At 27.9% G+C, this 21,685-nt stretch carries 22 protein-coding genes and 1 tRNA gene; 16 read left to right on the plus strand and 7 right to left on the minus strand.

Features of this window, described 5'->3' with window-relative positions; all coding sequences use genetic code 11:
* Positions 1-75: 75 nt before the first annotated feature.
* Positions 76-1,518, minus strand: a complete 1,443-nt coding sequence (locus X275_RS07510) for a hypothetical protein (protein ID WP_047268251.1) — start codon at positions 1,516-1,518, stop codon at positions 76-78.
* A gap of 456 nt (positions 1,519-1,974) precedes the next feature.
* Between X275_RS07510 and ffh the strand changes: the two genes are divergently transcribed.
* From ffh to lepB, 8 genes are read left to right on the plus strand one after another with little or no spacing between them, the layout of a single operon-like run.
* A complete protein-coding gene (ffh, locus tag X275_RS07515; RefSeq protein ID WP_047268252.1) occupies positions 1,975-3,303 on the plus strand; it encodes a signal recognition particle protein in 1,329 nt (442 codons plus the stop codon).
* A 48-nt stretch (positions 3,304-3,351) separates the two neighbouring features.
* Positions 3,352-3,627 carry a 30S ribosomal protein S16 gene (gene rpsP / locus X275_RS07520; protein ID WP_047266117.1) on the plus strand — a complete coding sequence of 92 codons (276 nt, stop codon included), beginning with the start codon at positions 3,352-3,354 and terminating at the stop codon, positions 3,625-3,627.
* A 17-nt stretch (positions 3,628-3,644) separates the two neighbouring features.
* A complete protein-coding gene (locus X275_RS07525) occupies positions 3,645-3,875 on the plus strand; it encodes a KH domain-containing protein (RefSeq protein ID WP_047266118.1) in 231 nt (76 codons plus the stop codon).
* A 4-nt stretch (positions 3,876-3,879) separates the two neighbouring features.
* A complete protein-coding gene (rimM, locus tag X275_RS07530; protein ID WP_047268253.1) occupies positions 3,880-4,446 on the plus strand; it encodes a ribosome maturation factor RimM in 567 nt (188 codons plus the stop codon).
* Positions 4,436-5,182, plus strand: a complete 747-nt coding sequence (gene trmD / locus X275_RS07535; RefSeq protein WP_047268337.1) for a tRNA (guanosine(37)-N1)-methyltransferase TrmD — start codon at positions 4,436-4,438, stop codon at positions 5,180-5,182. The genes rimM and trmD overlap by 11 nt, the downstream gene beginning before the upstream one ends.
* A complete protein-coding gene (locus tag X275_RS07540) occupies positions 5,172-5,735 on the plus strand; it encodes an RNA methyltransferase (protein WP_047266120.1) in 564 nt (187 codons plus the stop codon). The genes trmD and X275_RS07540 overlap by 11 nt, the downstream gene beginning before the upstream one ends.
* Before the next feature lie 32 nt (positions 5,736-5,767).
* Positions 5,768-6,115, plus strand: coding sequence for a 50S ribosomal protein L19 (rplS, locus tag X275_RS07545; protein WP_047268254.1), 348 nt, complete (start codon positions 5,768-5,770; stop codon positions 6,113-6,115).
* Positions 6,112-7,044, plus strand: a complete 933-nt coding sequence (lepB, locus tag X275_RS07550) for a signal peptidase I (protein ID WP_156168719.1) — start codon at positions 6,112-6,114, stop codon at positions 7,042-7,044. Before rplS ends, lepB begins: the two co-directional genes overlap by 4 nt.
* A 36-nt stretch (positions 7,045-7,080) precedes the next feature.
* Here lepB and X275_RS07555 read toward each other — a convergent pair.
* Positions 7,081-7,169: transfer RNA gene (locus X275_RS07555), tRNA-Ser, on the minus strand.
* 35 nt (positions 7,170-7,204) lie between these two features.
* Between X275_RS07555 and rsmG the strand changes: the two genes are divergently transcribed.
* The 7 genes from rsmG (at position 7,205) to X275_RS07590 (ending at position 15,350) form a co-directional block, all read left to right on the plus strand.
* Entirely contained in the window at positions 7,205-7,909 is a 705-nt protein-coding gene (gene rsmG / locus X275_RS07560) for a 16S rRNA (guanine(527)-N(7))-methyltransferase RsmG (RefSeq protein ID WP_047268256.1), read from the plus strand.
* Positions 7,909-8,697 (plus strand): lipoate--protein ligase family protein, encoded by a 789-nt coding sequence (locus X275_RS07565; protein ID WP_047268257.1) that lies wholly within the window; start codon positions 7,909-7,911, stop codon positions 8,695-8,697. Before rsmG ends, X275_RS07565 begins: the two co-directional genes overlap by 1 nt.
* A 140-nt stretch (positions 8,698-8,837) precedes the next feature.
* On the plus strand, positions 8,838-9,980 hold the full coding sequence (locus X275_RS07570; protein ID WP_047268258.1) for a type III PLP-dependent enzyme: 1,143 nt from the start codon (positions 8,838-8,840) through the stop codon (positions 9,978-9,980).
* Between the two features lie 719 nt (positions 9,981-10,699).
* The gene (locus X275_RS07575; RefSeq protein WP_047268259.1) at positions 10,700-11,977 is read left to right on the plus strand and encodes a transcription antitermination factor NusB; all 1,278 of its coding nucleotides are present in this window, start codon (positions 10,700-10,702) and stop codon (positions 11,975-11,977) included.
* 2 nt (positions 11,978-11,979) lie between these two features.
* Complete coding sequence (locus tag X275_RS07580; RefSeq protein ID WP_047266127.1) at positions 11,980-12,963, plus strand: asparaginase; 984 nt, start codon at positions 11,980-11,982, stop codon at positions 12,961-12,963.
* Between the two features lies 1 nt (position 12,964).
* Positions 12,965-13,978 carry an AI-2E family transporter gene (locus X275_RS07585; RefSeq protein WP_047268260.1) on the plus strand — a complete coding sequence of 338 codons (1,014 nt, stop codon included), beginning with the start codon at positions 12,965-12,967 and terminating at the stop codon, positions 13,976-13,978.
* A gap of 1 nt (position 13,979) precedes the next feature.
* Complete coding sequence (locus X275_RS07590) at positions 13,980-15,350, plus strand: tetratricopeptide repeat protein (RefSeq protein ID WP_047268261.1); 1,371 nt, start codon at positions 13,980-13,982, stop codon at positions 15,348-15,350.
* On the opposite strand, the gene X275_RS07595 is transcribed toward X275_RS07590, so the two are convergent.
* Positions 15,335-15,874: a metal-dependent hydrolase gene (locus X275_RS07595; RefSeq protein ID WP_047266130.1), complete on the minus strand. Its 540-nt coding sequence runs from the start codon at positions 15,872-15,874 to the stop codon at positions 15,335-15,337. The genes X275_RS07590 and X275_RS07595 overlap by 16 nt on opposite strands.
* 29 nt (positions 15,875-15,903) lie before the next feature.
* On the opposite strand from X275_RS07595, the gene tsaB reads away from it, so the two are divergent.
* Positions 15,904-16,587: a tRNA (adenosine(37)-N6)-threonylcarbamoyltransferase complex dimerization subunit type 1 TsaB gene (gene tsaB / locus X275_RS07600; protein WP_047268262.1), complete on the plus strand. Its 684-nt coding sequence runs from the start codon at positions 15,904-15,906 to the stop codon at positions 16,585-16,587.
* A gap of 38 nt (positions 16,588-16,625) precedes the next feature.
* Here the strand turns inward: tsaB and X275_RS07605 are convergent, their stop codons facing one another.
* Genes X275_RS07605 through flgK form a run of 4 tightly spaced genes read right to left on the minus strand, consistent with a single transcriptional unit; the run spans position 16,626 to position 21,679 of the window.
* Positions 16,626-16,859 (minus strand): carbon storage regulator, encoded by a 234-nt coding sequence (locus tag X275_RS07605; protein ID WP_047266132.1) that lies wholly within the window; start codon positions 16,857-16,859, stop codon positions 16,626-16,628.
* Positions 16,860-16,861: 2 nt separating this feature from the next.
* A complete protein-coding gene (gene fliW / locus X275_RS11700; protein WP_197072620.1) occupies positions 16,862-17,842 on the minus strand; it encodes a flagellar assembly protein FliW in 981 nt (326 codons plus the stop codon).
* A gap of 14 nt (positions 17,843-17,856) precedes the next feature.
* Positions 17,857-18,753, minus strand: a complete 897-nt coding sequence (gene flgL, locus X275_RS07620; RefSeq protein WP_047268263.1) for a flagellar hook-associated protein FlgL — start codon at positions 18,751-18,753, stop codon at positions 17,857-17,859.
* Between the two features lie 4 nt (positions 18,754-18,757).
* Positions 18,758-21,679 carry a flagellar hook-associated protein FlgK gene (flgK, locus tag X275_RS07625; RefSeq protein ID WP_047268264.1) on the minus strand — a complete coding sequence of 974 codons (2,922 nt, stop codon included), beginning with the start codon at positions 21,677-21,679 and terminating at the stop codon, positions 18,758-18,760.
* Positions 21,680-21,685: the final 6 nt, after the last annotated feature.

The following is a 21,685-nucleotide window of genomic DNA, read 5'->3' on the forward strand; positions in this document are numbered from 1 at the left end:
AAAATACCTCTCTGCTTGATTTAGCAAAGAGGTTTGTCTTCAATCTGAACTCCCTTTAAAAGGGAGTTTTAAATTTTAATGATATTTAAATATTATAGGATTAATATTTCTATAATTTTCCATAGCATTTTCAGAATCGTCAAAATCTGAATAAATAATCTTTTCGTTTTCGATATCATAAATATAATAATAATATTTTGATAATTCAGGATTGGAATTGGAACTATTAAGATATAATATACTTATATTCAAATAATTATCTATTTTATTTACTATTAAAAAACTTGGAGTTTCACTACTTGTTTCATCATAATTTATATTGATAGTTTTATATTGCGATAACTTATTGTTTTCAAAAGAATAGATCTTTATTTTTTTGTCATCCACTGTATATAAATTTTTCCCATCAAAAGAATAAAATCTTGTAAAATTATTATTAGATGCTGTAAAATCAACAGAAATTATATCGTTTTCAGAAAAAGAATCTGTTATTTCAAAATAATATGTTTTTGAACCATCATTTATAATATATTTATTATTATATTTTGCAAAATTCATAATATACGGAGAATTTGATATCTTCACTTTTTTATTTTCTATAATATCAAAGTTCGAATCTAAAAACTGAACATATATTCCGCCATCATCATTATTTCCACCAAAGTAAATTACATAATAATTTTCACCACTTTTTCCGAAATTAGCACTCTGTGCCCCCAACATTAAATTATAATTTTTAATTTTTATCGGTTGTTCAGGGTTTTTTAAGTCGTAAATATATAATGATGCATAAGGAGTCATATTTTCAAATTGTATTCCACCAACAATAAGTTTTTCATCAACATTTCTAATGAATATTATTAAATATGGTAAATTCCCAAGTTTCCCGATTACATTAATTTTTCCAAATTTATCTATTTTTAGTATATTGATTTCAGAAGACATTATACTAAAATTATTATTTGACAAATATATATATTCATTATTATATATATTTTCAGATAATCCTAATGCAAGTAGGCTAAAAGGGTCTATATTTAAATTTTCAAGTTCTTTTTCATCATTTATATAAATTTTATTATCTTTTATTCTATGATCAAAGTTTTTCACAATTCCATTATTTATACTAATAAAATCATTTAAACTTATCATTGATACATTTTCAGAATTTTCACTTTTAACAGGAATACTTTTTGTTGTTTCTTTAGGCATTACTTTATACTGAACATTTCCAGCAAATGGATTTGTATCTTCAAATTTTAATCCTTTCACTTCACCTTTAAAAATATAATCTTTATCACTTTCTTTTTTAGAATATATTTGATATATTGTATTTTCATCACCCTTCCAAGTTATTAAAACTTTACCTGTTTCAGGATAATACTCAGAGACTACATCTTTTAAAATTATATCATTTTCATCAACTTTCTCACTTTTATTTATACTTTTGTCAACTCTCATACATCCAACAAACAAAAATACCACTACCAGAAAAATTATAAAACTTAGTTTCTTCATAATCTACCTCCCCATTTATTTTTTGCATGATTATTTTATCATTAATAAAATAAACTATCAAGTAAAATTTTATTTATAAATATTATAATATTTTTTAAAAACACCAATTTTATGAAAATAATTTGGAATATTCAAAAAGTCAAATTTATTTAGATGAGCTTAATGCCATTTCGAAAAAATAATTGTAAATTCTTCTTTGAGAATGAATTAAATTTTTCTTTCTATTACAGTAATCAAATTGTAACTTTAAATTTTCCACCTTCTCACATTTTGTTCAATATAATTCATGAAAAAATAGGTTTTTTATAGTATACTAAACTTGTATATCCTTATGTTAATTCATTAAATATAGAATAGACCAAGCTCAAGTACAGATTGTAGCGAATAGAAAAGCTATAATCTGCAATTGTTTTGTTTTTAAAATGAAAATTTTTAATCCTCACCGGAGGTGTACACATGTTTGACAATCTTCAAAAAAAGCTTTCGAAAGCGTTTAAGTCGTTAAAAGGGCAGGGTAAATTATCAGAAAAAAATATCAAAGATGCTGTTAGAGCAGTAAAAATGTCTTTATTAGAAGCTGATGTTAATTATAAAGTTGTTAAGGAATTTATAGAAAAGGTTAGAGAAAAGGCGCTTGGAAAAGAAGTTTTAGAAAGTTTAACACCTGATCAGGAATTTATTAGAATAGTTAGAGACGAATTAATAGAATTAATGGGTGGAAATGAAAAAACGAAATTAAATATTTCTAAAAGACCCGGATATATAATGTTGGTAGGTCTTCAGGGAAGCGGTAAAACTACTCATGCAGCAAAATTGGCAAAGTATTTTAAAAAACAAGGAAAAGCTCCTTTGTTAGTTGCGGCAGATACATATAGACCAGCGGCAATTGATCAACTTGTTCAATTAGGGGAACAAATAGGAGTTCCAGTTTTTACAGGTGATAGAAAAAATGCTGTAAATATAGTAAAGGAAGCAATGGATTATGCAGAAAAATTGGTGCATGATATAGTTATTTTAGATACTGCTGGTAGATTACATATAGATGATCAAATGATGAAAGAACTTGAGGAAATAAAAAGAATAGCACAACCAGAAGAAATTCTTATGGTTGTTGATGCAATGATAGGCCAGGATGCAGTAAATTCTGCGAAAGAATTTAATAATAGGCTGGAATTAGATGGGTTCATAGTTACAAAACTTGATGGTGATGCACGTGGTGGTGTAATAATTTCAATTAGACAAATTACTCAAAAACCCATTAAATTTGTAGGTATTGGTGAAAAAGTTGATGATCTTGAGTTATTTTATCCTGAAAGATACGCAAGTAGAATTTTGGGTATGGGAGATGTGTTATCCCTTATTGAAAAAGTTGAGAGTGAAATAGATAAAGAAAAGGCAGAAGAATCTGCTAATAAGTTTTTAGAAGGTAAATTTGATTTTAACGACTTTTTAGAGCAAATACAGCAAATTAGAAAATTAGGACCACTGTCTAAAATACTAGAAATGATACCTGGTGTTCCAAAAGATGGAATAGATGTAAACAAAAGTGAAGCAGAATTGAAAAAAATAGAAGCTATAATTAATTCGATGACAAGAGAGGAAAGGCGAAAGCCGAGAATATTAAATTATTCAAGAAAACAAAGGATTTCAAAAGGTAGTGGAACGACATTGCAGGATATAAATAAATTGATAAAATCATACGAGCAAATGAAAAAAATGATGAAACAGGTAAAGAAAATGAAAAATAAAAAGTCTTTATTCGGAAAAATGCCATTTGGATTTTAATAAGAATATTAAATATAAACTAAAATTCTTAGGAGGTGTATTATTAGTATGGTAAAAATAAGATTAAACAGAATGGGAAGAAGGCATAGACCCTTTTATAGGATTGTGGTTGTTGATTCAAGAGAAAAAAGAAGTGGGAAGTATATAGAATCATTGGGCTTTTATGATCCGCTAAGAGAAAATGACACTTTTCAAGTAAATGTTGAAAAAGCAGTTGAATGGATTTTAAAAGGCGCTCAACCTACTGATACAGCAAGAGATATTTTATCAAAAGCTGGAGTTATGAAAAGAGTTCATGAAATAAAATTTGAAAAGAAAGCGTAATGCCAGGAGGCATGTAAATGAAGAAATTATTAGAAAATATAATTAAAGGAATTGTTAAAAATCCAGAGTTAGTAAATATAGTGGAATATAAAAATGATAATGAAATAGTTTTTGAAATCCATGTAGATCCACATGATGTGGGACAAATTATTGGAAAAGATGGGAGAACTATAAAGTCTATAAATACTCTATTAACAGCAGCTAAGAAAGATGAAAGTACTAAATTTCTTTTAAAGGTAATAAGGTGATAAAATGAAGAGGTTAGACGACCTCTTGAAGGATAAGATAGCTATTGGAAAAATTTCCAATACACACGGTTTGAATGGAGAACTTAAACTTTTTCCTTATACTAGTGAGCAAAGAATTTTTGAAAATTTAAGTGATGTTTTGCTTTATAACTCAAAAACAAAACGTTTCTTATATGCAAAATTGGAATCAATAAGAAAAGCAAATAAGGTCTATATTGTGAAAATTTACGGTGTTGAAAATATATCTTCTGCTCAAAGATATAAAGATTTTATAATCTATATTTCTGAGAAAGATTTGCCAGATCTTGAAGAAACAGAATTTTATTATTTTCAATTGTTAAATAAAAAAGTTTTTTATGATGATGGTGCATATATTGGAAAAATAATTGATATTTTAGAAACCGGTGCAAATGATGTGATAGTCATTGAAAATGAAATAAATAAATTTGAAAAAGAAGAAATTCTTTATCCATTAATAAAAGAGAATGTGGTTAAATTCGATAAAAATGCTGATGATATTATTGTAAAAAGATTGGAATGGTATAATGATGATATCGAAGATAGAGATTGATGTCGTTACAATATTTCCTGAAATGTTTGAAGTCATAACAAAATTTGGGGTATTATCCAGAGCAATTAAAGAAAAAATTATATTGTTTAATGCACATAATTTGAGAGACTATACAAAAGATAAACACCGAGTTACAGATTTATATGCATATGGCGGTGGCCCAGGGATGGTTATGAAGGTAGAACCTTTTTATGGATTTTATGATGAGTATTTGAAAGAGAAAGGGAAAAAGCCATATGTGATATTAACATCACCACAGGGGAAAAAATTCAATTCATCAGATGCAGAAAGGCTTGCAAAAAAAGAAAATTTAGTATTTTTTTGCGGAAGATATGAAGGTATTGATGAACGAGTTATGAAGCTTGTTGATGAAGAGTTTTCTATAGGTGATTTTGTTGTTACAGGTGGAGAATTGCCTGCTATGTTAATGATAGATGCAATATCAAGATTTGTTCCTGGAGTAGTGGGAGATATTAATAGTGTAAAAAATGACTCATTTTATAATCAATTATTGGATCATCCACATTATACCAAGCCAAGAGAATTTAAAGGAATGAAGGTTCCGGATGTTTTATTAAGTGGAAATCATAAAAAGATAGATGAGTATCGTAGGAGAGAAAGTATAATGCGAACAATTTTAAAACGTCCGGATTTATTTATTAAACATGAGTTAGATGAATTTGATAAAAAGGTGATTGTTAATATAATCAGGGAGCTGATTTTAGATGAGAAATAATGTTTATATAGCATTGATACACTACCCAATATTAGGAAGAGAAGGGCAAATTATTTCAACTGCAATAACAAATTTGGATATTCATGATATTGCTCGTTCATCAAGAACATATAATATCAAGAATTATTATATAGTTTCTAATCTTCCAGCCCAGCAGCAAATAGTAAAAAATGTTTTAAAATATTGGACAGAAGGTTTTGGGAAAGAGTATAATCCAAATAGATATGATGCGTTGTCTATTGCAAAATTAAAACCGTATCTGGAAGATGTTATTGAAGATATTGAGAAAAATGAAGGGAAAAAACCGAAGTTAATATTTACTTCTGCGAAAATCAGAGAAAGAACTCTGAGTTTTTCGGAAATTAATAAAATTATTGTTGAAAATGATGAACCACATTTAATTTTATTTGGAACAGGTTGGGGAATGCCAGAAGAAATAAGGGAAATTTGTGATTATGAATTAGAACCTATTAGAGGAAATGCGCAATTTAACCATTTATCAGTTAGAGCTGCGGTTGCGATTGCGTTGGATAGGCTTTTTGGAGAAAATTAATTAATATAAAATATTCTCAAGGAGGGTTTAACATGGATCAATATATTAGAGCCATTGAAAAAGAATATATACGAGAAGATATTCCAGAATTCAGACCTGGTGATACAGTAAAAGTATATGTAAAGGTTGTTGAAGGTGGTAGAGAAAGAGTACAGGCCTATGAAGGTATTGTTATAAAAATAAGAGGTGGCGGATTAGGAAAAACATTTACAGTTAGAAGAATTGGTGCAAATGGTATAGGAGTAGAAAGAATATTCCCATTGCACTCACCATCGATTGAAAAAATACAGGTTGTAAGAAAAGGTAAAGTAAGAAGAGCAAAACTTTACTACTTAAGAAATATTAGAGGTAAGATTAAGATTAAGGAGAGAAGGGACTGAGCTTGAGTCTTAAATCTAAAATAAAAAAAGAAACGTATGAATGGGTTAATGCTCTTGTTTATGCGGTGATTTTTGGAACAATAATAAGATTATTTGTTTTTGAAACAATGATGGTTCCAACACCTTCTATGGTACCAACCATACAGGTGTTGGATCGTTTGTTTATCGAAAAAATAACATATGATTATAGCAAGCCAAAATTAGGCGATATTATAGTCTTTTGGACACCTTTTGTTGACAAAAGTGCTCAAAAGCAACTTGGTGCATTTGATAAATTTATGGATTTATTTGCTCCAAAGAAATTTGATGGTCATGTGAAGTATGTAAAAAGATTAGTTGGTGTTCCTGGAGATACATTAGAATTAGTGCCAGATAGTAAAATATGGGAAAAATTAAAATCAGATAAAGATTTTACACCACCATATTGGTTAAAGAAAATCATAGATTATTATAATGGTGTGGAAAATGTTCCATCAAGTGTAAAAAATTCTGTAGCTCAATTATATGTAAATGGTAAGATACCAGAAGGATTTGAAAATAGATATTATTATATTGATGGGATTTTTGCTTCAAAAGACTATTATAAATTTATGGCATATCCAGAAAAATATAGTAGCGATATATATAGAGCTTATAGCGAAATAAGAAAACCTATGTTTGACCTTGGTGCTTTTAGATATTACAACAAAACACTGGATTATACAAAATATTATGAATCTGTTTTATCTAAGTTGGATTTAAATAAAGTTTTTGTTGAAGAAAAAGGCAGAGTAAAAATTAATCTTCCTGATGGATTTTATTTTTTCATGGGAGATAATACAACTGAAAGTTTTGATAGCAGATATTTTGGAATAGTTCCAGAAGAAAATATAATAGGAAGACCTTTTTTAAGAATATGGCCGTATAATAGATTTGGATCTGTAAAATAACCAAAAACCGCCCAACAAAATTGGGCGGTTTAATATTGGCGGAGACGGTGGGACTCGAACCCACACGGGGCGTCAACCCCATCGGTTTTCAAGACCGACGCCTTAGCCAATTAGGCTACGTCTCCGAGAAGTATTATACCACATTAGGAGGTACTTGTCAATGAAATTTTTATTGAGACTTTTTAAAGAATATGAAATTTCTTTGAACGAAAATTCATATAATAAGATGAAAAAGTTTATTGATTTAATAATAAATTACCCTGTTAATCTTACTGCAATAAAAGATTTCGAGATAGCTTTTAAATCCCTAATTTTAGATAGTATATACCCTTTTGTTAAATTTGCTAAATTAAAAGATAATTATAAATTTTTAGATATTGGAACAGGAGGTGGAATTCCAGGTATTCCATTATCAATAGTGTATCCAAAAATTAATTTTACACTTTTGGATAGTATAGAAAAGAAAATAAAAGGCGTAAAATTTTTTATAAACGAATTGGATTTAGAAAACGCTAATGCTATAAGTGAAAGAGTAGAAATTTTTTCAAAGAATAATTTATCTTCTTTTGATTATATTACAGCTAAAGCAGTTTCAAGAAGTGATGTTTTATTAGAATATGCTGCACCGTTATTAAAAACAGATGGACTTTTATTTTTGTATAAAGGTCCAACATATATATCTGAAGAAAGAAAATATTTAATAAAAGCTGCTGAAAAAATATATTTTGATATTGTAGAGGAACATTATTACAGACTTTTTGAAAAAGATAGAGTATTTATTATATTGAAAAAAACGGGGGAAACTCCGTCTACTTTTCCAAGAAAAATTGGTATGGCGCTAAAAAAACCTTTGGGAGGTATTTGATGATAAGGCTTATTATCGATACATATCATATGGGTTCATGGAATATGGCATGTGACCTTTCTATTGCTAAACATGTAGGAAAGGGAATACAACCAACAACGATAAGATTATATGGTTGGACATTACCAACTTTATCGCTTGGAAGGTTTCAAAAAATAGAGGATATAGATATAGATTATTTGAGAAATAACAATATAGATATTGTCAGAAGGCCAACAGGCGGAAGAGCAGTTTTACATAATAAAGAAATAACATATCTTTTTTCAGCGGCTACCAAACATCCGTTGCTTCCGGATAATGTAGTTGGAAGCTATAAAGTAATTGCTGAAGCTTTGAGGAAAAGTTTAGAAATTTTGAAAATACATTGTGATGTTGAAAAAAATAAAAACAAGCATCTTAATACTCCAGCATGTTATGATGCACCATCTATATATGAAATTACAGTTGATAAAAAAAAGTTTATCGGTAGTGCACAATATAGAAATGAAAATTATATTTTACAACATGGTTCTATACCATTAAGTTTTCCATTGAGAAATTATGTAAATTCATTTAAATTATCTCAGGAAAAGAAAGAAAAATTATATAATCACCTGGAAAAAAAAGTCATTGATATAAAAAGTATTTTAAATAAAGAAATTTCTTTTGAAGAGTTAGCTGAAGCATTAAAATACGGTTTTGGAAAGGAATTTAATGAAGATGTATTTATTGGTGAACTTTCACAATCTGAATATGACCTTACAAAAAAACTTGTAAAAAAATTTGAAATTGATATCGATACACTTTAGGGATGGAGACCATCCCTAATTTTATTTAGTTTTTCTATTTTAATATAAAATGCTTTTTTTGTTAAACAATAATGTTAGTAATAGTAACATTAATGATTTATCATTTTTTCAATATTATAAAATTGTAGGGAGGGAGAGACATGAAAGTTACTGATTTAATTAGAAAAGCTGCTAAAAAATTAGAGACTCCATTTTTAGTATTGGATATAGAACAGGTTAAAAAAAATTATTTAAGATTAAAAGATTCAATGAAAAATGTGGAAATATTTTATGCAGTTAAAGCAAATTCTCATATTGAAATATTAAAAGTTTTAAGGGATTTAGGGTCTTCTTTTGATGTTGCATCAGTTGGAGAAATTAATAAATTATTATCTCTTGGAATATCGCCAAAAAAAATGAGTTTTGGAAATCCAATAAAAAAAGAAAAAGATATAGCTTATGCATGGGAAGTTGGAATTGAATATTTTTCTGTTGATAGTGAAATGGAGGTAGAAAAGGTTGCAAGAAATGCTCCGGGCTCAAAAGTATACGCAAGGATTGCAACAAGTTCTTCTGATAGTGATTGGCCATTGTCCGGAAAGTTTGGAACGGATATAGATCATGTTATTTCTATTTTAAATTGGGCAAATAGACATGGATTAAAGCCCTTTGGAGTAAGTTTTCATGTTGGTTCTCAATCTTATAATAAATATAAATGGCAAGAAGCTATTTTAGAGTCGAGTGTTGTTTTTAATAAACTTTTGAAAAATGGAATTGAATTAAAAATGCTAAATTTAGGTGGAGGAATACCTGTTAAACATACAAAACCAATTCCAACAGTTGAAGAAATTGGAGAGGTTGTTGAAGACTCCATAAGGGAATATTTATGGAAACACAAGAATTTAATGATAGTTTCTGAACCAGGAAGGTCTATGGTGGGAGATGCAGGAATTTTAGTTTCAAGAGTTATATTAAAAAGCAGAAAAGGAAGTAAAAAATGGATATATTTAGATGTTGGTGTGTTTCATGGATTGATGGAAACTATAGAAAATTTTCAGTATGAAATTCAGGTTGAAGGTAAAAATCATGGTAATAAAGATGTTTTTACAATAGCAGGGCCAACATGTGATAGTGTGGACACAATTTATGAGGATACATTATTGCCATCAGATATTGATTATAATGATATTGTTTATTTTATAAATTCAGGTGCATATACAGTTGAATATTCTTCATATTTTAATGGTATAGAACCTCCAAAAGTTTATACACTTGATGAATTAAAGGAAATTTTAAAAGATTGAGGAATTATATAATAAAATTTTATCGAAGTTATAAATATAAAATTTGCAAGTATTGATCTCGTTCAGACGATCATTTACTTATCTGATAAAATTATAATAAAAAACTTTGGAGTCAATTATTAGGTACAAAATATTTCTCAAAATAATATATCGTTCAAGCGGTGAAATTTCTAATCTTCAAAATTTTTCATTCTCGCCGGTCGCTCAGACTCGCATCCATGCTCGGCTTTGCTCAAAATCACATCCATGTGATTTTGACCGGCAACATTCAAAATTTTTTCAGGAAATTTCAAGCTTTCTCTCATATTATTTTTTGAAATATTTTGTTATTAGTTCTAAAAAAATATGATAGTCATAAAAATTATTTATAATTGTTTGTAAATTTTATGTATTATAAATTATATATGATTAATAATAATAACGAATTATAATCTGAGAAAAGGCTTGAAAATTCCCGAGTTAAATATTTGCGTGAGCTGTCAAAAAAACAGGACGTTTTTTTGAGCGAAACCATTGCATGGATGCAATGTTTGAGCGACAGCGGTAAGCAAATATTTAATGAGGATTAAGAATTTTCACCGCCTGGCCGAAGATTGTGATTCGTTATTATTATTTCCTATTTATTCCGATAAAATTATAATTACTTGAAAAAACATTTGAATTTGAAATTGTTTATTCTGTAATATACCTCTGATATAATAACAAAAAGAGGTGATTTTATGGTCAGAAAAGACGCGTATTTATTATTGCGTGAATTTGATAAAAAGCATTATATTCCACAAAAATCTTTTGATTATTTTACTAAAATTTATTCAAATCAGGATATGGCGTTATTAAAAAATCTTGTATGGGGAACTATAAGGAATCTTGTGAAAATAGACTTTTATTTAAAAAAACTGATTAAAAATTATAAAAATATTCCACCTGCTTCTAAATGGATATTGAGATTAGGGGCATATCAAATTCTAAATGGTTTTAAGCCTTATGTTGCTGTAAATGAAACGGTTAAAGTTGCGAAAAATAGAAAGGTTAGAGGATTGGTTAATGCTACGCTTAAAAATCTTATGAGGAAAAAAGATGATTATATTTTGCCTCCATGGATAGAATTTTCAATTCCAAAATGGATATATGACTATATGAACGAACACTTTCCGGAAGATTATGTCAACGCATTCTTGAAAAAAAGTTATTCAATTAATCCACTTACCTTAAGGACAAATACATTAAAAATTTCTCGAGATGATCTTATAAAAAATTTATCAGAATACTCCATTAAACCAACAATTCATTCTCCTTTTGGAGTTATTATTGAAAATCCAAAATTTCCAATTGAAAGTACAAAAGAATATTTAAAGGGTTATTTTTATATTCAGCATGAAAGTTCTCAAATTATTCCATTAATTTTAAACCCTCATCCAGGTGAAGCTGTCCTGGACATGTGTGCGGCTCCTGGAGGAAAGACAACAGAACTGGCACAGTTGATGGATAATAAAGGAAAGATTGTAGCTTTAGATATCGATATTGATAGGCTGGAACTTATTGAAGCAAATATTCAAAGATTGGGAATTAATATAATTAAAACAAAATTAATATCCGGCATTGAATATAATGAAGAAAAATATGATAAAATACTTATTGATGCACCGTGTTCTTCTTTAGGGACGGCTTCAATTCATCCCGAAGTCTTTCATAGAATTACAAATAAAGATTTTATTAAATATTCAGATGTTCAGATAAAATTATTGGAAAATGCTATTAGTAACTTGATTAAAAACAATGGAGAAATTGTATATTCTACATGTACAATTTCGATAGAAGAGAATACGAAAATTATGAAATATATATTCGAAAAGTTTTCGAATATAAGCTTTGAAGAAATTGATTTGAATAAATATAATATAAAAAATTATTATGATGGTTTTGGATATTATTTTTATCCTGATGATACATTAATACCATTTTATGTGGCAAAAATTAAAATAAAAGAAAGGGGTTAAACATGAAAGTTGCGATAATAACCACCGGTGGAACTATTGCTATGGTTCATGACCCTTTATTGGGGGTAATACCTTCTGAAGAAAGAAATAAACATTTAAACGAAATCCCTGAATTAAAAAAGATTGCTGAAACTGAATTAATTGAATTTACCAATATACCAAGTCCGCATATGACACCAAAAATTATGTTTGAACTTTCAAAATTTATAAAAAAAGTTATTTCTCGCAAAGATATTAATGGTGTTGTTATAACTCATGGAACTGATACTCTTGAAGAAACCGCATATTTTTTAGATTTAGTTTTGAATGAAAGGAAACCTGTTGTATTAACAGCTGCTATGAGAAATTGGAATGAACCAAGTACAGATGGACCAGCGAATTTAATTTCTTCTGTGCGAGTCGCATCATCTAAAAAAGCTATGAATAAAGGAGTTCTTGTGTGTTTAAATGACGAAATTCATTCTGCCAGAGAAGTAACAAAAACTTATACAAGTAATGTGGCAACCTTTGACTCTCCAGGGTATGGGCCTCTGGGTATTGTTGACGAAGATGCTGTAATATTTTATAGAGAATCACTTTTAAGAATGCATATTGATGCCAATGATGTGGAGGATAAAGTTGCTTTAATTAAAACGTATACAGGTGATGATGGAGCAATTTTGAAAGTTTTACCTGATCTTGAGTTTAAAGGAGTAGTTATTGAAGGTTTTGGAAGAGGAAATGTTCCTCCAAAAGTTGCTGATAAAATAGAATGGCTGGTTAAGGAAAAAAAGATACCTGTTATTGTTGTTTCAAGATGTTTTAAAGGAAGAGTTTTAGGCGTATATGGGTATCATGGTGGAGGAGCTGATTTGAAAAATAAAGGCGCAATACTCGGAAATGAAGTTTCAGGACAAAAAGCAAGAATAAAATTGACAGTAGCTCTTGGGGTTACGAACGAAATTGAAGAATTAAGAAAATATTTTGAACTTAATGGAGTTGATTAAAATGAAATTAAGCCCTAATTTAAAAGGTGCTTTATTTTCTGCGGTTTATTTTATAATATTTATAAGTATAGCGTTCATTTCAAGAGATGTTTTTGCAATTATAATCTTTACTATAGGTTTTGTTCTGGCTATAAATCTTATAGCCAAGGGATTGAATCGTTTGAAAATTCCAATGAAAATTGCAAATATTATAGCGCTTATTAGTTCTTTATTCTTTTTATATTTATTACTTGTGTTGTTAATACCAACAGTAATTAAAGAAATTAGCAATTTTGTCGTTTTTTTAAATGACTTTTTTCAAAAAGCGCAATGGAAAGTATTGTTGCAAAATCAACCAGAAAATATTGTTGATAATATAGAAAATTTTATGAATTCACTACAACCTAAGTTAATAGAGTTATTATCTAATTTTATTGAATTGATTCCAACATATGGTCAAAGAGCTTTCACTTTTTTGTTTTTCTTAACTATCGGAACTATATATTTTAGTTTTTATTTTGAGTCATTTAAAGAAAAATTACAGTATCTTTATCCGAAATCTTTGAGAAAAACAGCAAATGAGTTTTACAATGAAACGTTTAATCAGATTGAACATTATGTTGTTGCTACGCTATTAGCTTCAGCCTTTGTTGGTGTTTCAGCCTTTTTAGCAATGTCTTTTTTAGGGATTAAATATCAGTTATTACTGAGTTTTTGGGCAGCTGTTACAAATTTTATTCCTGTTATAGGCGTTGTTTTAGAATTTATTCCTATGATTATAGTCGGAGTTTCAAGTGGATTAACAACTATGTTATTATTTTTGCTTATAATGTCTGTTATACATGGTATAGCATTTATTATATTTATTTCAATAATGAAAGATTATGGTCGAATTAATCCAGTTATTACTATTTTTTCATTATTAATATTGGGTTCAATTATAAGCCTAACAGGGGCCTTAATTGCTGTACCGACAGCTATGATAATAAAGGTTTTCTGGCAAATTTATATAAAACCAGAACTTGAAAGGGGTTAAAATGAAAAAAACTTTTGTTTCTTTTTTTCTAGTGTTATCGATTATACTTTTTTCTATTTCTATTGAAGATATTAAAAATCTTTCAAAAATGCCAGATACTTTAAATCAAGCATGGGGTGAGTTCATTAAATATATTGCAGAAAACCCTGATGACCCTGCTATTGGTGTGCTTGGAGAGGTTTTATCTGCAAAAAAGTATTTTTATAAAAATTATAAAAATGCTCCATTTTTTGAAGCACTAATTCAAGAAAATTTTAATAAATTTTGTGGTTCTTTAGGTTTATACAATAACATATTAAATGAAGATGAAACGGGATTAATTCTAAAAATTTTTCCACAAATACCTTTAATTGTTAAAAGAACTTTAGAAACAGGGATTATGGAGTTAAATTCTTATAAGAATTTATATAAATTAGAAGGTCTTGAGAAATATATAACCCCTTTTTCTTATGAGGGTTTTTTACAAATTCTGGTTGATAAATCAATAAAATCCCCAGTTTTTTTAGATAAAGATATGGAAAACTTTATAGTTAAATTTGTTCCAAAGTCTAAAATTCGGGATATTAACAATATATTGAATAATTCAACATATTTTTTAGACGAAAACAATTATATGGGAGCATTTAAACTATTGAGTTTTTTGAAAGAACAGGGGGTAATAAGCGCAAATGAATTGCAAACATATTCATTATTAAAAAAATATTTTGATTTAAAAACAAAAATAGGGGAACTGTCTTCTAATATATATATAATTTCACCAGAAGAATTGTTAGATTTTACATTAAATGTTTTAGATATAGTCGATCAAACGGTAAATTTGAATATAGAAAAAAATACATTATATACATTATTAGAAGGAGTTATCAAAACCATACGTATAAGAATTGAAAGTTCAAATAAGATAATATTTAAAAATATTCCTGATAAATTAGATGATTTAATTGAAAAATCACCGTCTGATATAAGTAAAGAACTCGCAAGTTTGAAAAAAATAATATTAAATTCAACTTTACAAAATACAAAAGATCAAAAGACATCAGATATTTCCACTTCGAGTAAGGCGACATCTGCTGAAAAGAGAGAAAGTAAAGGTTTTATTATTTATCCAGCTATAGTTATTATTTTAATAATATTGCTTGTATTATATATTCCCTATAATGTTGTTTCATATAAAAGTGTTGAATTTTATATGAATTTGAAAATGTATAAAGTTGCATTAAAAGTGGTTGAAAAACTATTGATTAAAAATCCAGATGATTATAAAGCTTATATATTAATGGCCCGAATCTTAGAAGAGTTAAATGAAATAGATAAAGCAATGATTGCTTATAAAACAGCACATAACAAAAGAAAAAATCATGATTTAAAATAGTAATCCAAAATCAGATGGATAAAAAATCCGGTAGTTAAAGATAAAGCAATGAATAAAGTTTTATAATCAACAGAATAATAATTTGAAGTTTTAAGAAAATATAATATTATTCCGGTCAAAATTCCAGTAAATGGGCTATGCCATTTTCCTCTATGTTTAGTAATATGATTGAATAAAATACCGAAAATCCATCCAAGTATAATTCCTATTATAATATATATTGTTTTTATTAAATAAATATTTATTGAAAGAAAGGAAAGAAAATTATAATATTTTTCTATCTTGAATATAGAATAAATTCCTGCTCCAATTAACAATATTCTGAATACTCTGTTTATCAACGACATATTATGGTCGACATCGGGCAAATCTGAACCTAATACAAAGAAAAAAAATGCTGTTAAAATTAATGTATCGTTTTGATAAAAATCAATGTTAAAAAAATTCATAATTGCTGAATATAATAAAAAATAAACTGGATAAAATAAAATTCCTGTTATTATATGTGTTTTAAAATTTGGCATACATTATTCTCCTTTCAGGTGGTGATATTTTGAATATATTAGGTATAGATGCTTCCAATAAAGGTGTTTTGATTGTATTGAAAAAAGATGATTCTATATATTATAAAGAAAATTTCGAAAAAAATTCTGGCAGTTATATTATTTCAATGATAAATTCAGTTTTAAAAGAAAATTATATATGCACAGATGATATAGATTTATTTGGTTGTACAATAGGGCCAGGATCATTTACAGGTATAAGAATCTCAATAGCATCAATACAGGGATTACTCTTCAGGAAAAAGAAAAAGGTTGTTCCTCTTATTTCAACAGATTTGCTGTATAGTAGTTATAATACGAATAACAATTCATCTCAACAGATAGCAATTTTAAAAAGAGCTCGTGTCGATGCTGCGTATGTAAATATATTTGAAAATAATAAAAGTACTTTTGGACCAGAACTTGTTCATGTGGATGATTTAACGGTTCTATTGAAAAAAGATACAATTTTATTAGGTGAAGAGAGTTTATATTTCAAAGAAAAATTAAATCTGGATAACCGGGTAGAAATTGCGAATATATCTCCTGAATCTTTTGTAAATTATATTGAAAAAAACAGAGAATTATCAGTCTTACCAGAAGATCTTAAAGTTTTGTATCTTCAAAAACCACTTGCAGTTGAAAATTTTGAAAAAAAGAATAATGTAAATATAAATAAAGATATTTATAACTAAAAATAATTATAATATCTAATTAAAAATAGCCCTGAGGGCTATTTTTTTTCAAATAATTTCTTTACCTGGGAAATATCTTTAACCTTTGTAGCTGAAATATTTTCTTCTATAATACTTTTGTATACTTCTTCCCTATATATTTTGAAATCTTTTGGACCTTCAAATCCCAATTTTATAACCGATCCTTCGATGGATAAAACCTTTAACTTTAAAATTTTATCTTCTATCATTATAGTAATACCTTCATTATTTTTTCTTGATAAGACTAACATAATCATGCACCCCTTTCATTATCAGGTGCTTGTTTTTTGATAATTTCATTGCTTCTTTCTATTTCTTCTTTTACATTATGTTTTAGATGATATAGTTCGTTATCCAAAATAATTTGAATACCTTTGTTGTTTACTTTAGATATTACTATAGGTGCTTTTAGATTTACGGTAATATTATCAGGGTCTCCATGAGGAATTGTCATTATTGAAAAGATTTTAACATCTTCTGGATTATTTATATTTAAATATTCGACTAAGTCTTTTGATAATTCAAATGAATAATCCGCTCTAACCAATATTGGATCTATTATAGGGAAGGTTATATCAGGATTTTCCAATGAAATTAACCATTGTATAGGAAATGTATCCTTTGAAAAATAAACATAGAACGCCTTTAAATTTTCAAACCCTGGAATTCCATTTTCAAAGGTGATTATTTCGTCATCAGAAATTTCCAATTCACCAAATTTGGTATTGAATTTTTTTGTTTTTTTAGAAATTTTAGAAACTTCTTTTATCTGCCTTTCAAGAATTTGCTGACTTATTATAATTTCATCTCGTATAATATGTTTCAAAGATAATTCCTCATTGTCTAAAATATATTGTATCCCTTTATTTGTTTTTTTAGAAATAATTAAAGGTGCTTTTAGATTTACAGTAGCGTTTTCCGGATTTTCATGAGGTATTGTCATTATTGCAAAAACTGCGGCATCATTTATATTTTCTATATCTAATTTTTTAGCTATTTCAATAGGAAGTTGAACCTGATAGTCTATTTTTATTAATTTAGGTTCAATAATAGGAAAAGATACAAGTTCATCTTCTAAAGATAATAACCACATTATAGGATATGTTTCTGGAAAGGTAAATATAACAAATTTTCTCAAATTTTCAAATCCGGGAATACCATCTTCAAAATAAATAATTTCATTATCTTCTACCTCGATTTCACCAATTCGAGTATTATATGTTTTTAATGCCACTTTTGATCTCCTCCCTATCTAATAAAGTCCACAAGGGACTGCGGTAATATTTGTGCAGTTGTTTTTAATGCTGCCTGCAAAGTTGTTTGTTCCAGAGATAAATCACTTAATGCTTTTGGTAAATCTGTTCCTATTAATTCATTTATAATATCTGTATTGTTGTCTACAACCTTTTCAAATCTATTTTTCATAGATTCCAGCATATTATCAACACTTCCTACTCTGGCAAGATTGGCATTTACTTTATTCAGTATATTATCAAGTGATCCAAGATCACGTTCTATATCACCGTTATTTCCTTTTTCTACAGAATTTATAAGTCTATCCAATATACCGAATACAGTTTCACCCGAATCTGTTTTAAAAACATCATAAACTGTTACGCCATATTCTATGTCTATATGTTCAATAGGAAGTTTGGCTCTTATATTCGCCTCCTGAGGAGTATTAATGACTACACTTTCATTTTCTTTTCTAACAGGAGGAACATTAGTTTTTGCACCACCAAAGATATATTTTCCTCCAATTTGTGTATTGGCGAGTTTATAAAGATGTTCTTTTAATTGTTTTAATTCAAGGGCAATATGATTTCTATCTTCAACAGTTTGAGTGTCATTGGCAGCCTGAACGGTTAATTCTTTTATACGATGGTTGACATTTTGCATTTCTTGTAATGCTGTATCGTAATAAACAAGTACTGAGCGTGTATTTTTTATATCATCTATGTATTCATTTAGTAATCTATTTCGACTCATTAAATAACTTGATTTTCCAGCTTTTGCCGGATCATCGGAAGGTCTATTTACAGTTTTACCTGTACTTATTTGCTCACTTAATTCTTCTCTTCTTATATAAGAATTCCTTATATTTTTTAAAGCATTATTTGCTATCATGCTTTGAGTAATTCTCATAAAATCACCTCATCAATCCGTTAATTATTCTGTCCAGCATTCCGTCAACAACATTAATTACTTTAGCTGCAGCATTAAAAGCTTGTTGATATTTTATCATATTTGTCATTTCTTCATCCAGAGAAACACCTTTTACGCTCTCACGTTGATTTAAAAATTCTGTTCTTAAACTATCGCTATTTATTTCCATTCTTTTAGCTTTTTCTCCTGATAATCCAACATCTGTTATCATATCTGAAATATAATCATCAAAATCATGTCTTCCATCTGAAAAAATCTTTGCGCTTTTTAATAAATATCCATCTTCCCAGAGAGTTGATGAATGCTCACCTGATGGAATAACGGTATCAATATCACCATCATTATCTGAATCTATTCTTTTACCTAAATCCATAGCCAGCATATCAGGATTATTCAATAAATAATCTTTAACCTTTAGTTTTTTAGCCATATCCATACCATTGCCCAAAATGAATTTAGACGTGTATTTTAATTTATCTTCAAGCGTATTAGTACTGAAATCTGGGTTTAATAAGGTGAAATTTTCTGAATAATCCTGTGAATTTTCATGTTTCCATAATCCGAGCAATTCAAATAATCTTTCAGGGCCCTTAATTTCGGCATTTTTTAAATCATAATTAAGTGTTTTATCCGCTTTTAAAACAAATCTTCCACCCGGTGTATAAAATGCCAGAACACCTGTATTTGTATTGTTTATTTTTTCGGTTAAACTCTGTAAAGAGTCTCTATGAAAATCTATTTGAATCTTTTTACCCTGAATAGAAATAAAAGAACCAAAATCAAGAAAATCCATTCTCCATTTTAAATTTTTATCAGATTTTAGAGTTAATTTAGCACTTTGAGTATCTGTTGCCCATCCCTGAGATACTAATTTATTTGCTGCAGAATTTTCGTCATAATAGAAATTTTCTAACTTTATTGAATTTGAACCTATTTTTATTTCTATATTATCAATGTTGTTCCAGCTAAATGTATTACCATCAGCACCAGGTAATATTTCGAATTCTTCTCCATTTTGTATAATCTGAAATTCATTATTTGTTCCTATAGTGCTGTTGTTTAAAGAGCTTTTTTGTATAGTAGTTGAGAATTGTGGAGTAGAATCTTTATAATTTATTGTTATATTTACATTATCTGTTGGTTGATAAGAGGATAAATCAAAACTTTTTGTTTTATATGCATATAAGCCAAATGAATTTTTAAGAGAATTTTGAGATGCATCCAGTACAGATAAATCAACTGAATTGGAATTCATTTCATGTAGCATTCCATTTGGATCGTCTATAATCACATTTTTCATATCTGTATAAGCTTTATCTGTTGGTACTATATATAATTCGTTATTTCTAACAAAAGCTCTTACCAGTTTTAATCCACCATCAGTATTACCATCACCATCAGAATCTGTGTTTATCCTTTGAGCTATATCGTTTAATGAAGTTACGCCTGTTAAATCAAGAGTTTCAGAATAATTTCCCGGTCCTTTAAATGTCATTATTCCCTGAGTATTTGATGTTGGGATATCTGTCCATTTTAAAGCTTCAATATCTTTCGTCGGAAGTCCCAGTTGTTTGAAAACATTTCTATTAAAATCTATTATTAACCTATTATCGAGAGAGGCTCCTCCTTCATTTGAAAAAGTTAATAATCCACCATTTTGAGTGCTATATTTGTAATTAAAATCGGCTCTGAATTTATTTCCGGTATTTAAACTATCAAGGGTTTCTCCACTATTTATTGTAGCTGTATAATCAGTATTATCTTCAAACCCATTTTCTATATTTATTAACTCACCAGAGCCAATATCGAAATTAACCTTTATGTTGTTTATTGTATTTTGATTAAATTTAATATAGCTATCAACATAATTTTTAGGCTCTCCGCTTAACAGAATATTTCCTGCTATTCTTCTTAATTTATCTGTACTAAGATTTCCTGATTGTATTTCTTCAAAAAAATTCATACCTTTTATTGTTCCAGTTAAATCATAACCTTCTTCATGTATTAGATTTAATGTATCATAAAAAGTTGTTGCTAATTCATTTAATCTATTTAATTGACTGTTTATAACGTTATCTCTTAATTCGAATGTAGCTCCTAATGTTCCGCTTTTTACATCTATTTTCCCATTATCCACAAAAATATAATTTTTATTGTTAACTTCTTTAATTTTTAATTCTTTATATATACTTCCATTCAATATTTCATGATTTTTTAGAAAAATATTTATTTGTCCATCCTTTTTCTCTTTAAAGGTAAAGTTTAGCTTTTCTGATAAATCATCAAGCAATTTATCTCTTTTATCAAGTAAATCATTAGCTTCTATATTTTGTGCTTTTAATTCTTTTATTTGACTATTTAAATTGGATAATTCTTTGAGTTTTGAATTTATTTCTTTTGTTATAGTATTAATATCATTATTTAAATTTTGTTGAATATTTTCTATATCTGAGTATAAACTATTCATTTTATTTGATAATTCCTGAGCTTTATATATAAGTTCTCTTTTATTTTCCGGAACTGTTGGTTCGGATAATATTTTATGAATTGATCCCCAGAATTCATCAAATGATTTTCTAAATCCATCTTCTGAAGGTTCATTATAAAGAGATTGTATATAATTTAAATTTGAATTCATTGTTTTCCAATATCCATAATCACTATTGTATTTTCTATATTGAATATCAAGAAATTTATCCCGTATTCTTTCTATTGATTCTATTTTAGAGCCTGTTCCAAGTTCAAATCCACCATAATTAATGGTGGTATTTGTAGAAATATTAACCTGTCTTCTTGAGTAGTCAGGATTGTTCACGTTGGCAATATTTTGTGATACAACATTCATAGCTCTTTTATTTGAGAAAATTCCCGACATTCCTGTGTGTAAAGTATTAAATAATGACATAAAACC

Origin of the sequence: Marinitoga sp. 1197 (assembly GCF_001021165.1) — a bacterium.
Classification (GTDB): Bacteria; Thermotogota; Thermotogae; order Petrotogales; family Petrotogaceae; genus Marinitoga.